The organism is Rhodobacter sp. CZR27 (assembly GCF_002407205.1).
GTDB lineage: Bacteria > Pseudomonadota > Alphaproteobacteria > Rhodobacterales > Rhodobacteraceae > Cereibacter_A.
Window position 1 is genome coordinate 3175341 of the sequence record NZ_CP023548.1, and the last position, 15259, is coordinate 3190599.

The following is a 15259-nucleotide window of genomic DNA, read 5'->3' on the forward strand; positions in this document are numbered from 1 at the left end:
AAGGAGTTTGCCATGGATTCGACCAGCACCATCGACCCCGCCGAGGTCGCCAAGTTCGAGGCCATGGCTGCCGAATGGTGGAACCCCCACGGCAAGTTCAAGCCGCTGCACGAAATGAACCCCTGCCGGCTGGACTACATCACCAGCCAGATCGCGGCCGAGTTCGAGCGGGGCCTGTCGGACCCCCTGCCGTTCAAGGGCCTGAGGCTGCTCGACATCGGCTGCGGCGGCGGCCTCTTGTCCGAGCCCATGGCGCGGCTGGGGGCCGAGGTGGTGGGCGCGGATGCGGCGCCGCGCAACATCCCGGTGGCGAAGCTTCACGCGGAACAGTCGGGGCTGACCATCGACTACCGCAACACGACGGCCGAGGCGCTGGCCGCGGCGGGCGAGACCTTCGACGTGGTGCTGAACATGGAGGTGGTCGAGCATGTCGCCGACCCGCAGGCCTACCTGACCGCCTGCCGGAACCTGCTGAAGCCCGGCGGCCTGATGATCTGCTCGACGCTGAACCGCAACCCCAAGAGCTTCGCCATGGCCATCGTCGGCGCCGAGTGGATCATGCGCTGGCTGCCGAAGGGCACGCATGACTGGACGAAGTTCATCACTCCCGACGAGCTTTACGACCTGATCCGCAAGGCGGGCCTCGATCCGGTGGACCGCAAGGGCATGGTCTTCAATCCCATCTCGTGGAGCTGGAGCCTTTCGGCACGCGATCTGTCAGTGAACTACGTCACGGCCAGCGTGCGGCGGTCCTGACCATTCGCTTCCCCACGGCGGCGCAACCCGCCGCCGCATGGGATCGCTCAGCCATTCGACAACCTCGGAACGGGACGCGCCACGGCAGGCGGGCCGTCCCGCCACGTCATCAGACGAAGCGGTTCCACAGGTTCTCCAGCCGCTCCTGCCGACCAGATCGCGGCTCGGGGTTGATGTCCTTCGCCAGCACCTCGTCGTGGATCTGATCGAGCGTTGAGCCGAGCATCGCCTGCGCCTCCGCCGTCTCCCAGCCGGCGTAGCGTTCGGCGCGTGCCTTCTCCAGCCCGCCATCCTCCAGCAGTCGCACCGCGGCTTTCAGCGCGCGGGCGCAGGTGTCCATGCCGCCGACATGTGCGAGGATCAGGTCCTCGGGGTCGAGGCTCTGCCGCCGCAGCTTGGAGTCGAAATTGGTGCCTCCCGTGGTGAAGCCGCCCATCTTCAGGACCTCGTAATAGGCCAGCGCCATTTCCGGATGGTTGTGCGGGAACTGGTCGGTGTCCCAGCCCGACTGGTAATCGTTCCGGTTCATGTCGATCGACCCGAGCAGCCCGAGGCTCGCCGCCAGCGCCAGCTCATGCTCGAAGCTGTGGCCGGCGAGGATGGCATGGCCCTGCTCGATGTTCAGCTTCACCTCGTTCTCCAGCCCGAAGCGCTTCAGGAAGCCGTAGACCGTCGCGACGTCGTAGTCGTACTGGTGCTTCGACGGCTCCTGCGGCTTCGGCTCGATCAGGATGGTGCCCTGGAAGCCGATCTTGTGCTTGTAGTCCACGACCATGGACAGGAAGCGGCCGGCATTCTCCGCCTCGCGCTTGAGGTCGGTGTTGAGCAGCGTCTCGTAGCCCTCGCGCCCACCCCAGAGGACGTAATTCGCACCCCCCAGCCGGTGTGTCGCGTCGATGCAGGTCTTCACCGTGGCCGCGGCATAGGCAAAGACCTCCGGGTCAGGGTTGGTTGCGGCCCCTGACATGAAGCGGCGGTGCGAGAAGAGGTTGGCGGTGCCCCAGAGCGGTTTCGCCTTGGCGCCCTCCATCCGCATCGCGATGTGCTCGACGATCTCCTCGAGGTTCCGCGTGCTTTCCGCGAAGTTTGCCCCCTCGGGCCGAATGTCGGCGTCGTGGAAGGCGAAGAACGGCACGTCGAGGATCTGGAACATCTCGAAGGCCACGTCGGCCTTAAGCTTCGCGGCCTCGATGGTGTCGGCGAACCACGGCCGCTGGAAGGTCTGCCCGCCGAACGGGTCCGTCCCCGGCCAGGCGAAGCTGTGCCACCAGGCGACGGAGAAGCGCAGGTGATCCTCCATCCGCTTGCCGAGGATGACCTCGTCCGGGTTGTAGTGGCGGAAGGCGAACTCGTTGTCCGAGGCTTCGCCCTCGTAACGGATCTGCGGGATTCCGGCGAAGAAGTCGGTCATGCAAGGCTCCTGATGGCGGATTGGGCGGCGCGGTAGCGGGCATGGGCCTCGTCGAAGGCCTGGGCAAGGTCACGCTGGGGTTCGATGACCCGCGCGATCGGTGGCAGGGTCGCGATCTCGGCCCCGGCGCCTGTCGCGGCCATCAGCGCGAGGCGCGCGGCCCCGAAGGCGCCGCCGAAGTCGCCGGCCGCCGGAAGCTGCACGGCGACGCCCAGTGCCGTCGCGATGGCCTGCAGCCAGTAGTCCGAGCGCGAGCCGCCGCCGACGGCGATCAGGCTTTCCAGCCGGGTGCCGGTGGCGGCTAGCGCATCGCGGCAGTCGCGGATGGCGAAGGTCACGCCCTCGAGCACCGCGCGCGTTCCCGCGGCGCGGTCGGTCGCGTGCTCCAGCCCGACAAAGGCGCCGCGGACCGCGGCATCGTTCAGCGGCGTGCGCTCGCCCCCGAGGTAGGGCAGGAACAGCGTCTTGCCGGGCGCGGCCAGCCCCCCCAGTTCGCCGGTCAGCGTCGAGGCGCCCTGCCCCACCAGCTTCGCATACCAGTTCAGCGCGTCCGTCGCGGCGAGGATCACGCCCATCTGGTGCCATGCGCCGGGCAGCGCGTGGCAGAAGGTGTGCACCGCCGTCTCGGGCGCGGGCTGGTAGCCGTCGTTCGCCGCAAACAGCACGCCCGAGGTGCCGAGGCTGACGAAGGCCTCGCCCGCGCGCACCACGCCGACACCCACCGCCGAGGCCGCGTTGTCGCCGCCGCCGCCCGCGACCACCACGCCCGAGGGCAGACCCCAGCGCGAGGCGAGCGCATCCCGCAGCGTGCCCGAGACCGCCGAGCCTTCGACCAGCCGTGGCATCTCGGCCCGCGAGAGACCGGTCGCCGCCAGAAGCTCCTCGGACCAGTCGCGCGCGCCGGTGTCGAGCCAGCTCGTCCCGGCCGCATCCGACATCTCGGCCACATGCTCTCCGGTCAGCCAGAGGCGGAGGTAGTCCTTGGGCAACAGCACCTTCGCGACCCGCTCGCGCAGCGGAGGCTCGTGCCGCTCCACCCAGCGCAACTTGGGCGCGGTGAAGCCCGGGAAGACGATGTTGCCGGTGATCGCCCGGAAGCGCGGATCGGCGTCCAGTTCCGCCGCCTCGGCATGGCTGCGGGTGTCGTTCCACAGGATGCAGGGACGGAGCACCTCGTCCGAGGCGTCGAGCAGCGTGGCCCCGTGCATCTGCCCCGAAAGGCCGATGCCGCGGACGCCCGACAGGTCATGCGCCGCCAGCTGGTCCATCACCGCCTCGGCGGCGGCGATCCAGTCGGCCGGCGACTGCTCGGACCAGCCCTCGTGAGGGCGGCTGACCGTGAGGGGCGCCGTCGCCTCGGCCCGAACGGCCTGCCCCTCGTCGATCAGCACGCCCTTCAGGCCCGACGTCCCCAGATCGAGACCGATATACATTCAGTGAACCCCCGCACGTTCCGGTTTCTTGCCCAGGATGATCATCCCGAGTATTTCATCCTCGGTCACATCGCCTACTTGCTCGCTGCCTACAAGCACCCCGTTCTTCATCACCGAGATCCGGTCGCACAGGTCCATCACATCGTGGATGTCGTGCGAGATCAGAAAGATGCCGAGGCCCTGCCGCTTCAGCTCCTGGATCAGCTCGCCCACCATCCGCGTCTCCTGAGGGCCCAACGCCGCCGTCGGCTCATCCATGATCAGGATCTTCGCGTTGAAATAGACGGCGCGCGCGATGGCGACGGACTGGCGCTGCCCGCCCGACAGCGCCGCCACCGGCACCTTGAACTTGCGGAAGTTGGGATTGAGGCGCGCCATGATCCGCCGCGTCTCGGCCTCCATCCGCGCATCGTCGACAAAGCCCAGCGGCGTTACCAGCTCGCGCCCGAGAAAGAGGTTCGAGGCCGCGTCCAGATTGTCGGCCAGCGCCAGCGTCTGGTAGATCGTCTCGATGTTGTAGGCACGCGCGTCGCGCGGGTTCTGGATCTCGGCTGTCTCGCCGTTGATGCGGATCTCGCCCGCATCCATCCGGTAGGCGCCGGACAGGCACTTGATCAGCGTGGACTTGCCTGCGCCGTTGTGGCCAAGCAGCCCCACCACCTCGCCCGGGTAAAGGTCGACCGTCACATGGTCCACGGCCCGGATGCCGCCGAAGCTGATCGAGATGTCCCTCATCTCGACCAGCGGCGTCGCGCCTGCGGCGCGGTGCGGGTTCAGCGTCATTTGAAGCCTCCGGTCCGCTTGCGGTAGATGATGTCGATCAGCACGGCGAGGACAAGGACCGAGCCCACCACGATATTCTGGAACGGCGCATCCACCCCCACCATGGCCATGCCCGATTGCAGCGACTGCATGATGATCGCGCCGAGGATCGCACCATAGATCGTGCCGATCCCGCCCGAGAGCGCGGTGCCGCCGATCACCGCCGCCGCGATCACCCGAAGCTCGTCGAGCGTGCCGATGTCGTTGGCGTGGTTCGTCAGGCGGGCCGAGGCCACGACCGCCGACAGCGCGCAGAGCCCGCCCAGCAGGGCGAAGATCTTCACCGTCAGAAGCCGCGTGTTGATCCCCGAAAGCTCTGCCGCGTCCGGGTTGCCTCCGGTGGCGAAGATGTAGCGCCCGAAGCGGGTGCGCTTGGCGATCACCGTCATGGCGATGGCAATGGCGATCAGCAGCAGCACCGAGACCGGCAGGCCGTAGCCCGCGGTATAGCCCTCGGGCATCGTCTCGCCCCGCGCCTCGAAGATCCGGCGCAGGCGGGCCGCGGGCACCTGATAGGCGTTCAGGATGGCAACGAAGCCGAGGATGGCAACCGTGACGATGCCGCCCATCACCAGCTCCGCCCAGACGGGCTTGACCATGAAGCCGTGCGACTGCTTTGCGCGCCGCGCGCTCCACAACCCCCAGAGGGCGGCGACGGTGGCAAGCCCCCCGACGATCCAGGACGCCATCGGCCCGATGGTGCCGTTGGTGCCGCCGAACAGCTGGAAGGTCGGGTCGAGCGGCCCGATGGTCTGGCCGCTGGTCAGATACCACGCGACGTTGCGCCAGATCAGCAACCCACCCAGCGTGACGATGAAGGACGGGATCGTCAGATAGCCGATCAGCCAGCCGTTGAAGGCCCCTATGCCGACGCCCACCGCAAGGCCGGAGATCACCGCCAGCGGCGCGATTGCCGGATGACCGAGGCCGAGGCCCAGCATCTGCGGCATCACCACGACCTGCATCATGCCCATCACGGCCGAACACAGCGCCAGGAGCGAGCCCACCGACAGGTCGATGTGGCGCGTGACGATCACGAAGACCATCCCCGTCGCCATGATCGCAACCGAAACGGTCTGGATCGCCAGTGTGAAGATGTTGCGGGGCGTGAGGAACCGCCCGTCGGTGATGAAGTGGAACACAAGACACAGGATGACGAACGCGCCGATCATGCCGAGCAGGCGCGTGTCGATCTCCAGCGTCTCGAACAGGCTTTTCTTCCGCATGGCGCCGGGCGCCTCGGCCGAATCGGTCATGGGAGCCGTCCTCATGAAGCCGGGGAACGGGGCGCCCCAAGGTCAGGGGCGCCCGCTCGGATCAGTTGCAGGGGGCGGGGCCGTTGGTCACGCCCTGGCAGAGCGTCTCCTTCGAGATCCAGCCCGCGTCGACGACGACGGAAAGGTTGTCCTTGGTGATCGGCACCGGCTCGAGGAACACGGCGTTCATCTCGGTGCCCTTGGGCGAGGTCCATTTCTCGGCGCCCTCGACCCCTTCCATCGCGGTCCCCTTGGCCATCGCCACGGCGATCTCGGCCGCGGCCTTGCCCAGCTCGCGCGAGTCCTTCCAGACTGAAACCGTCTGCGTGCCGGCCGCGATCCGGTTCAGCGCGGCATGGTCGCCGTCCTGGCCCGAGACCGGGATGCCCTGCATCCCCTGCGCGGTCAGCGCGGCGATCGCCCCGCCCGCGGTGCCGTCGTTGGAGGCCACGACGGCATCGACCTGGTTGTCGTTCGCGGTCAGGATCTGCTCCATGTTCCGCTGGGCGTTGGCGGGCAGCCAGCTGTCGGTATAGGCCTCGCCCACGATCTTGATGTCGCCCGCGTCGATCGCGGCCTGCAGCACCTCCTGCTGGCCGCCGCGCAGGAAGTCGGCGTTCGGATCGGCCGCGTTGCCCTTGATCATGACGTAGTTGCCCTTCGGCGCCTGTTCGAAGACGGCGCGGGCCTGCATGCGGCCCACCTCCACGTTGTCGAAGGTCAGGTAGAAGGCACGGTTATCTTCGATCAGCCGGTCATAGGCCACGACCGGAATGCCTTCGTCGGCCGCGGCCTGAACGGCGGGCCCGATGGCGTCGGCATCCTGTGCCAGGATGATGAGCGCATTGACGCCCTGCGAGATCAGCGCCTCGACATCCGACAGCTGCTTGGCCGAGGACGACTGAGCATCGGCCGAGACATAGGTGGCACCAGCCGCCTCGAGCGCCTGCTTGATGGCGGCTTCGTCGGTCTTCCACCGTTCCTCCTGGAAGTTCGACCAGCTGACGCCAACCGTCAGATCCTGCGCCAGCGCGGCAGAGGAAAAGCCGGCCGTGGCAAGCACGGCGGCCATAAGGGCATTCCGCATTGTTATCCTCCCATTGGTTGCTGCGGAATCGCCGCAGCGCCGACAGCCTCTCGCGAATATTTTCAGTTGTCAAAGTAAAGTTCGCGGATCACTCTGCCCTTGCCGCTGAGCGAGGCAGGTTTGCGCGGCCTCGCCGCCGATAGTGGGCAGACAACGCACGGCAAGCCGGATTATTAGTTAGGAGCGAGAACAAATGAAGCGGCAGATCCGGAAGCGACCCGCGCCCGATCCGTCGCTGGGCTGCGGGCCGCTCGTTCCGCCGCTGGCCGAGGTCTCCCGCCCGCTCCGCCAGCAGGTGTTCGACCGGGTGCGGGCCGCGGGACTGACCGCGCGGGCGCAGGTGGCGCGCGAACTGGGCGTCAGCCCCGCCACGATCACCACCATCACCTCGGAACTGATCGAGGCCGGTCTGGTCGAGGAAGTGGCCGCCCCGCGCGAGGCGGAGGGCGGGCGCGGCCGCCCGGCGGTCGCCCTCGGGGTGCGGGCCGCGGCGCATCATGTGGTGGGCCTGAAGATCTCGGACCGCGACCTGTCGGCGGTGGTGATGGATTTCGCCGGCCGGCTGCTGGCCGAGCATCACGAGGAGCGCCGGCCGGTCGCGCTCTCGGCGTCCGAGGTGCTGGATGTGGTCGAGGCGCTGGTCTGCCGCGTGACCGCAAAGATCGGCATGGCGCGCGGCGACCTCTCGGCAGTCGGGATCGGCCTGCCGGGCTACGTGGACAGCGCGCGGGGCCGGGTGCTCTGGTCCTCGATCCTGGCGGAGCGCGGCGTGCCGCTCGGCGCGCTGGCAAGCGAGCGACTCGGCACACCGGTGCAGATCGACAACGATGCCAACCTCTGCGCGATGGCGGAACTCTGGTTCGGCGCGGGTCGCCGCCTGTCGGACTTCGCCGTGGTCACGATCGAGCACGGCCTGGGAATGGGCATGGTGGCGAACCACCGGATCTTTCGCGGCGCCCGCGGGATCGGCATGGAACTGGGACACACGAAGGTGCAGCTTGATGGCGCGCTCTGCCGCTGCGGACAGCGCGGCTGCCTCGAGGCCTATGTCGCCGACTACGCACTGGCGCGCGAGGCGACGACCGCCCTGAACTGGACCCACCGCGACGGCCAGTCGATGATGGTGCTGCTGGAAAGCCTCTATGACCATGCAAAGGCCGGCAACCATGCCGCGCGGTCGATCTTCCGTCGCGCGGGGCGCTATCTGGCGGTCGGTCTCGGGAATGTCGTCAACCTGTTCGACCCGCCGCTGATCATCCTTGCGGGCGCACGGCTGCGCTTCGACTACCTCTATGCCGAGGATACCCTGGCCGAAATGAGCGCCCTCGTGCTCGACACGGGCCGGCCGCTGCCCGAGATCGAGATCCACGCCTGGGGCGAGATGCTCTGGGCACATGGCGCGGCCGCGCTCGCCCTTTCGGCGGTGAGCGACCGGCTGCTTTGCCCGATGCGCGAGGCGGCGGAGTAGCCCGCCCGGCGTGGCGCAACGGCCACATGAGGTTCGGTCGCGAAGCCGGTGAAAGTCGGGAACTTCCGGCGGAAAGGCGCCGTTCTGTCATACTGGCCCCGAATCGACCGTGGCTGGCGGGTTCAGCCGATTGCTGCGTGCAGGGCAACCTGCGATAGTTTTTTCGACAGACGCCTTTCGGGGGAGGATGCGTTCCGTGTCAAACTTCCGGTCGCTTGGCATACTTGCCGGGGTTCTCGGACTTGCCGTCACCTCGGCCGTGCCTACCGCCCAGGCGCTGGATCGGCTGGAATTCCGCGTCAGCGGCGGCAATGACGAAGTCGAACGGGCGATCAAGGGCGCCTCGGCGCTGATCGCCACCCGCGCCGAAGAGGACGAGGAGGCGCAGGACCTGTTCGGCGCCGCCCGGGCGGAATACGGCCGGCTCGTCACCGCGCTCTACGGCCTCGGCTACTACTCCCCGGTGGTTAGCGTGCTGGTCGACGGCCGCGAGGCGGCCGCCATCCCGCCGCTCGACGCCCCCGAGACGATCCGCAAGATCGAGGTTCTCGTGCAGGTAGGCCCCCCCTTCCGCTTCGGCGTGGCCCGGGTCGCGCCGCTCGCGCCCGAGACGGACCTGCCTGACGGTTTCCGCACCGGCGAGCGCGCGCGCAGCGGCCTTGTGCAGGACTCGGTGCGCGCCGCGGCAGAGGGCTGGCGCGGCGTTGGCCACGCCAAGGTCGACATCGGCTCGGAAACCGTGGTCGCCGATCACGAGCGGCGCACGCTCGATGCCGACATCCGCATGGCGCCCGGCCCCCGGCTGCGCTTCGGCGACCTGCGCATCCAGGGCCAGACCCGGATGAGCGAGCGGCGCATCCGCAAGATCGCCAGCCTGCCGACCGGCCAGCAATACGATCCCGAGGAACTCGAGGACAGCGCCGAACGCCTGCGCCGGACGGGGGTGTTCCGTTCGGTCAGCCTTACCGAGGACGAGGCGGTGACGCCTCCGGACCTGCTGGGCATCACCGCGACCCTGGTGGACGAGCTTCCCCGCCACTACAGCTTCGGCGTCGAGATTTCGAGTTCGGAAGGCGCGACGGTCAGCGGCGAGTGGATCCACCGCAACTTCCTCGGCGGCGGCGAGCGGCTGACGGTGGGCGGCGAGGTCGACAACCTCGGCGCGGCCAACAGCGGGGTGGACTACCGGCTGGGCGTCACGCTCGACCGGCCCGCAACGCCGGTCGCGGACACGACGCTCAGCTTCGGCATCGAGATCGAGCGGCTGGACGAAGAGGACTACCTCGCCGACACGACCTCGCTCACCACGAGCCTCAGCCGGGTCTTCAGCGACCGGCTGACCGGCAGCGTCGGCATCGGCTATGCCTATTCCGATGTCGAGGACGAGAACGGCGCCTACATCTACGAATACGTCTCGCTGCCGACCTCGCTGATCTGGAACACCCGCGACGACGATCTGGACGCGACGAAGGGCTATTTCGTATCGGCCGGCGCGACGCCCTTCCTCGGCTTCGACGACACGGGATCGGGCGGGCAGCTGACGCTGGACAGCCGCGCCTTCTTCGGCTTCGGCGCCGAGGAGCGTCCCTTCGTGCTGGCCGGGCGGGCGCAGGCCGGGGCGGTGTTCGGCTCGGACCTGCTCGAGACGCCGCGCGACTACCTGTTCTATTCGGGCGGCGGCGGCACGGTGCGGGGCCAGCCTTACCAATCGCTCGGCGTGCGCCCCGATCCCGAGAACCCCGACTACAAGATCGGCGGCACGCGCTTCGCCGCGCTTTCGGCCGAACTGCGCGCACCGATCACCGAGCGGATCGGCGTCGTGGCCTTCGCGGATGCGGGCTATGTCACCGCCGAGGACATCGACTCGGACCGTGACGAGTGGCACGCGGGCGCGGGCCTTGGCGTGCGCTACGACACCGGCTTCGGACCGATCCGGGTGGACGTGGCCGGCCCGGTCGGCGGCGACACCGGGGACGGGGTGCAGATCTACGTGGGTATCGGGCAGGCCTTCTGATGCGGATCATCCTCTTCCTCCTCTGGCTCCTCCTGCCCGTCGCGGCCTTCGCCCAGTCCGAGGCGGAGGACCGCGGCTTCCTTGTCGGCCTGATCGAGGACAACCTGTCCTCGGCCGGGCGCGAGGTGCGGATCGACGGCTTCCGCGGCGCGCTATCGTCGCGGGCCACCATCGAGCGGCTCACCATCGCCGACGATCAGGGGATCTGGCTGACGCTGAACAAGGTGGTCCTGGACTGGAGCCGCTCGGCGCTGCTGTCGGGGCGGCTGTCGGTATCGGAGCTTGCGGCAGCCGAAATCCTGCTGGAACGGCTTCCCGCAGCCGCCGGCGGGCCCGAGCCGCCTTCGCCCGAGGCCTGGGACTTTTCCCTGCCCGAGCTGCCCGTGTCGGTCGAGATCGGCCGGATCGCGGCGGACCGGCTGGTGCTGGGCCAGCCCGTTCTCGGCAGCCCGGTCGAGGCCACGGTGGAAGCCTCCGGCTCGCTGTCCGGCGGCGCGGGGCAGACGCAGCTCCAGCTGCGGCGCACCGACGGGCAGCAGGGCGAACTGCGCCTTTCGGCGAGCTACTCCAACATCACGCGCGAACTGGCGCTCGACCTCGACCTTACCGAGGCCGAGAACGGCATCGCATCGACCCTGATGGGGCTGCCGGGAACTCCGCCGCTGGAACTGACCGTGAAGGGGACCGGGCCGATCACGGACTATGCCGCCGACATCCGACTGCTGACCGAGGGGCAGGAGCGTCTGGCCGGCCGCGTGACGGTTCAGGGCGATACGGCGTCGGGCCGGCAATTCGCGGCGCAGCTTGGCGGCGACGTGGTGCCGATGTTCCTGCCGCAATATGCCTCGTTCTTCGGGCCCGACGTGCGGCTCGACGTGGCAGGGGCCCGGGCGGCGGATGGCCGGCTGGACCTGAGCCGCCTGCTGCTTTCGACACAGGCGCTGCAGCTTCAGGGCAATCTGGTTCTGGCAGCGGATGGCCTGCCCGAGCGGATCGCGCTTCAGGGCCGGATCGCCTCGGCCGATGGCCAGCCCGTGCTGCTGCCGCTGAACGGGCCCGAGACGCGGATCGGCAGCGCCGATCTGGACATCAGCTACGACGCCGCGCAGGGCGAGGCCTGGACGGCCCGGCTGCGTGTCGCGGATCTTGACCGGCCGGACCTCGACGCGCGGCTGTTCTCGCTGGACGGAGCGGGACGGATCGCCCGCACCGGCACGGAAGCCACCGCAACGGTCGAGGGCACGCTGGACTTTGCCGCGCAGGACCTGACGCCGGCCGACCCCGATCTCGCCACGGCCCTCGGATCCGAGATCTCGGGCCGCACGCGGTTCTCGTGGGTCGAGGGCGGCGACGGGCTGACCCTGCCGGAATTCACGCTCGACGGCAGCAACTATGGTCTGACCGCGAACCTGACGCTTGACGGCTTGAGCAGCGGACTGACGGTTGCGGGGGATGCGTCGGTCCGGTTCGACGACCTCTCGCGCTTCTCGGGTCTGGCGGGCCGTCCGCTGAACGGACGCGGCACCGCCACCGTTTCGGGGTCCACCAGCCTTATCTCGGGCGCGATCGACGCGCAGGCTACGGTGACGGGCACGGATCTCGCCATGGGGCTACCCGAGGTCGACAACCTGCTGAAGGGCGAGTCCCGCGTCGCGATCTCGTTGCTGCGGGACACGCAGGGCACCCGCCTGCGCGACCTGCGGATCGAGGCACGCACCCTGACGGCCACCGCCTCGGGCACGGTCGCAACCGCGGGAAGCGACATCTCGGCCCGGCTCGACTTTTCCGACCTGTCGGTGCTCGGTCCGCGCTACCGCGGCCGGATGGAAGCCGATGCCCGCTTCACCGGCACGCCGGATGCGGGCCGGGTGGAGGTCAACGCACAGGGCAACGACCTGCAGGTGGGCCAGCCGCAGGTGGACGGCATGCTTCGCGGGGCCTCGACCATCGACCTCGCGGGGCGGCTCGAGAACCGGGCGCTGCTGCTGGAGCGGGCGACGGTGAACGCCCGGACCCTGCGGCTGTCGGCAACCGGCAGGCTCGCCGCCGAGGACAGCGACGTGACGGCCGACCTTTCGTTCACCGATCTCGCGCCGCTCGGCAGCGGCTTCGGCGGTTCGCTGGAGGCGCAGGCCGGCTTCCGTGGCAATGCCGAAAGGGCCATCATCACCGCCGATGCACGCGCTCGCGACCTTCGCGTCGGGCAGGATCAGGCCAACAGCCTGCTGCGCGGCGAGAGCATCCTGTCCGCGCAGGTCCGTCTGGAGAACGGCATGGTCCAGATCGACCGCGCCGAGATGCGCAACCCGCAGCTTGCCGTCAGCGCGCAGGGCTCGGCCGGCGCCGCGGGGCGCACCGTGACGCTCGATGCGCGGATGGCAAACCTCGGCCTGATCGCGCCGCAGTTTCCCGGGCCGCTCACCCTGCGCGGCACCGTCGCCTCGGGCGGCGAGGGCTACCGGATCGACCTGCGCGCGCAGGGGCCGGGGCAGATCGACCTCAGGGCGCAGGGGAGCGCGGCCGCGAATTTCTCGACGCTGAACCTCGGCGTGACCGGAACGGCGCAGGCCGCGCTGGCGGATGCCTTCATTGCGCCGCGCAGCGTATCCGGGCCGGTCCGGTTCGATCTGCGGGTGAACGGGCAGCCGGCGCTGTCCTCGGTCTCGGGCCGGATCACCCTGTCGGACGGCCGGCTTGCCGACCCGAGCCTCGGTCTTGCCATCGAGGCGCTGCGCGGCACGGTGGATCTGGCCGGCGGCCGGGCCAATGTCGCGATCTACGGCCGGCCGACCGGCGGCGGACGCCTCTCGGTCAGCGGCGGGATCGGTCTGACCTCCCCCTTCCCCGCCGATCTATCGATCGACATCGGCCGCGCGGTCCTGCGCGACCCGAACCTGTTCGAGACCACGGCGAGCGGCCTCGTCACCATCAGCGGTCCGCTGAGCGGAGGCGCGCGCATCGCCGGACGGATCGGTCTCGAGGAAACCGAGCTGCGCATTCCTTCGACGGGCTTCGGCGGAGCGAGCGGGCTGACGAACCTTCAGCACCGCAACGAGCCACCGGCGGTGCACAGGACACGTGTTCGGGCCGGGATGCTGGAGGACGGCAAGGACGGCAATGGCGCGTCCACCGCCCAGCCCTATCCGCTCGATCTGCTGATCAGCGCGCCGAACCGCATCTTCGTGCGCGGGCGCGGCCTCGACGCGGAGCTGGGGGGCGAGTTGCAGCTCTCGGGAACCACTGCGAACGTCGTGCCCAGCGGTGCCTTCAACCTGATCCGCGGGCGGCTCGACATCCTTGGCAAGCGGCTGGTGCTGAGCGAGGCACAGCTTTTGCTGGAGGGCGATTTCGTGCCCTTCCTGCGGGTCGTCGCCTCGACTGAGAGCGACGGCATCACGACCGCGGTGGTGATCGAGGGTCGCGCCGACGAGCCGGACGTCAGCTTCACCTCGGTTCCGGAACTGCCGGAGGAAGAGGTCATCTCGCGCCTGCTGTTCGGCCGGGGCCTCGACACGATCAGCCCGCTGCAGGCGGCACAACTCGCCAGTGCGGTTGCAACCTTGGCGGGCCGCGGCGGCGAGGGCGTGATCGGTCGGCTGCGCCAGGGCTTCGGCCTCGATGATCTGGACGTGTCCACGAGCGAGGACGGAAGCGCGTCGCTGAAGGCGGGCAAGTATATCTCGGAGAACGTCTATACCGAGGTCGAGGTCGACCAGCAGGGCGAGAGCGAGATCAACCTGAACCTCGACGTGACGCCAAGCATCACCCTGCGGGGCAGCGCGGACAACACCGGCGACACCAGCATCGGCGTCTTCTTCGAAGGCGACTACTGAGGCGCGGCGCGGACGGCATCAACCGCCGCGCCGAGCAGCACCGCGAAGGCGCTGAGGTAGAGCCAGACCAGAAGCGCCACCACCGCGCCGATGGACCCATAGACCTCGTTGTAATTGGCGAAGTTCGCTAGGTAGAAGACCAGCCCGCGCGAGGCGAGCGCCCAGAGCGCCACGGCCACGGCAAGACCCCAGGTCACGATGGGTCGCGGGCTGCCCTTGGGCCGGTTCGGGCCCAGGCGATAGGCCAGCGCCACGCCGAACACCACCAGCAGGATACCCACGCCGACGTTGGCAAGCTCCAGCACCTGCTGGTTGAAGCTGCCGAGCGGCAGGAAGGTGAGGACGAGCGGGGCCACGACCGAGAGCAGCATCGCGACGAGACCCACCCCCACCAGCGTCATGGTCAGCACCATCGCGCGGACGATGTGCCAGGGGCCGGTTCGGTTCGGCAGGCGGTGCGTGGCGTTCAGGCCGCGGATCAGCGCGGCGACGCCGGCGCGGGCCGACCAGATCGCGATGAGGGTGGACAGCAGGCTCGTCCAGCCGAGGTGGCGGGAATTTGCGGCCAGCAATGCCTCGACCTGGTCATGGAACAGGACATAGGCCTGCTCGGGCAGGAAATCCTGCGCCAGCTCGATCTGGCTGCGGATCACGCCGGGATCCGAGGCCCAGCCCCAGATCGCGATCAGGGCGGCCAAGGCGGGGAAGATCGCCAGAAAGCCATAGAAGGCGATGCCCGCCGCGGCCAGGTTGAGGTCAGCCGAGTCGATCCGGTCGTAAAGCCGCACCAGCAGCCGCCACCGCGAGTGCCAGAATCCCTCGGCCGCCACGCATCACCTCCGACAGAATGACGAAGGCCCGCGGGTTGCGCGGGCCTTCGAGAAAGTCGGGTCTGATCCCGATTATTCCGCGTCGGTGGTGTCCGACGAGTCGTCGTCGTCGTCGTCAGAAGCGATCAGGGCGATCAGCGCGGCGCCGCCCAGAACCGGGAGGAGGATGCCGGTGCCGAGGCTGCCGGTTTCTTCCGCCGCCACGACAGCGGTCGGCTCTGGCTCGTCAACCACGACAACCGGGCCGCCCGCGAACGCCGCCATGGCGGACGAGACGAGCGCGGTGGACGCGACGAGGGCAGTAAGTTTCTTCATGTGCGTTCTCCAAGTATAATGGCCGCTTGGTTTA

Annotated in this window: 11 protein-coding genes; 4 read left to right on the forward strand and 7 right to left on the reverse strand. The window is 68.9% G+C overall.

Translation table 11 applies throughout. The annotated features are described in order from the left end of the window. Window positions 1–12: 12 nt before the first annotated feature. Window positions 13–756, forward strand: a complete 744-nt coding sequence (ubiG, locus tag CK951_RS15405; protein WP_096786957.1) for a bifunctional 2-polyprenyl-6-hydroxyphenol methylase/3-demethylubiquinol 3-O-methyltransferase UbiG — start codon at window positions 13–15, stop codon at window positions 754–756. 109 nt (window positions 757–865) lie between these two features. Here ubiG and xylA read toward each other — a convergent pair whose 3' ends face one another. From xylA to xylF, 5 genes are all read right to left on the reverse strand, one after another. Continuing rightward, complete coding sequence (gene xylA / locus CK951_RS15410; RefSeq protein ID WP_096786958.1) at window positions 866–2167, reverse strand: xylose isomerase; 1302 nt, start codon at window positions 2165–2167, stop codon at window positions 866–868. Further along, the gene (gene xylB, locus CK951_RS15415; RefSeq protein ID WP_096786959.1) at window positions 2164–3600 is read right to left on the reverse strand and encodes a xylulokinase; all 1437 of its coding nucleotides are present in this window, start codon (window positions 3598–3600) and stop codon (window positions 2164–2166) included. Before xylB ends, xylA begins: the two co-directional genes overlap by 4 nt. Continuing rightward, the gene (locus CK951_RS15420; protein WP_096786960.1) at window positions 3601–4383 is read right to left on the reverse strand and encodes an ATP-binding cassette domain-containing protein; all 783 of its coding nucleotides are present in this window, start codon (window positions 4381–4383) and stop codon (window positions 3601–3603) included. It lies immediately after the preceding gene. Continuing rightward, window positions 4380–5678, reverse strand: a complete 1299-nt coding sequence (locus tag CK951_RS15425) for a sugar ABC transporter permease (RefSeq protein WP_096786961.1) — start codon at window positions 5676–5678, stop codon at window positions 4380–4382. Before CK951_RS15425 ends, CK951_RS15420 begins: the two co-directional genes overlap by 4 nt. 61 nt (window positions 5679–5739) lie before the next feature. After that, window positions 5740–6765, reverse strand: a complete 1026-nt coding sequence (xylF, locus tag CK951_RS15430; RefSeq protein WP_096786962.1) for a D-xylose ABC transporter substrate-binding protein — start codon at window positions 6763–6765, stop codon at window positions 5740–5742. Between the two features lie 193 nt (window positions 6766–6958). Here xylF and CK951_RS15435 point away from each other — a divergent pair, with 193 nt between their 5' ends. From CK951_RS15435 to CK951_RS15445, 3 genes are all read left to right on the forward strand, one after another. Further along, window positions 6959–8233: an ROK family protein gene (locus CK951_RS15435; protein ID WP_096786963.1), complete on the forward strand. Its 1275-nt coding sequence runs from the start codon at window positions 6959–6961 to the stop codon at window positions 8231–8233. Between the two features lie 187 nt (window positions 8234–8420). Then, window positions 8421–10247 carry an autotransporter assembly complex family protein gene (locus CK951_RS15440; protein WP_096786964.1) on the forward strand — a complete coding sequence of 609 codons (1827 nt, stop codon included), beginning with the start codon at window positions 8421–8423 and terminating at the stop codon, window positions 10245–10247. After that, window positions 10247–14080 (forward strand): translocation/assembly module TamB domain-containing protein, encoded by a 3834-nt coding sequence (locus CK951_RS15445; RefSeq protein WP_096786965.1) that lies wholly within the window; start codon window positions 10247–10249, stop codon window positions 14078–14080. The genes CK951_RS15440 and CK951_RS15445 overlap by 1 nt, the downstream gene beginning before the upstream one ends. On the opposite strand, the gene CK951_RS15450 is transcribed toward CK951_RS15445, so the two are convergent. Together CK951_RS15450 and CK951_RS15455 are read right to left on the reverse strand one after the other, a co-directional pair. After that, window positions 14074–14910 (reverse strand): YihY/virulence factor BrkB family protein, encoded by an 837-nt coding sequence (locus CK951_RS15450; RefSeq protein WP_096786966.1) that lies wholly within the window; start codon window positions 14908–14910, stop codon window positions 14074–14076. The two genes, CK951_RS15445 and CK951_RS15450, sit on opposite strands and share 7 nt — an antisense overlap. Before the next feature lie 72 nt (window positions 14911–14982). Continuing rightward, the gene (locus CK951_RS15455) at window positions 14983–15225 is read right to left on the reverse strand and encodes a hypothetical protein (RefSeq protein WP_096786967.1); all 243 of its coding nucleotides are present in this window, start codon (window positions 15223–15225) and stop codon (window positions 14983–14985) included. Window positions 15226–15259 lie beyond the last annotated feature (34 nt).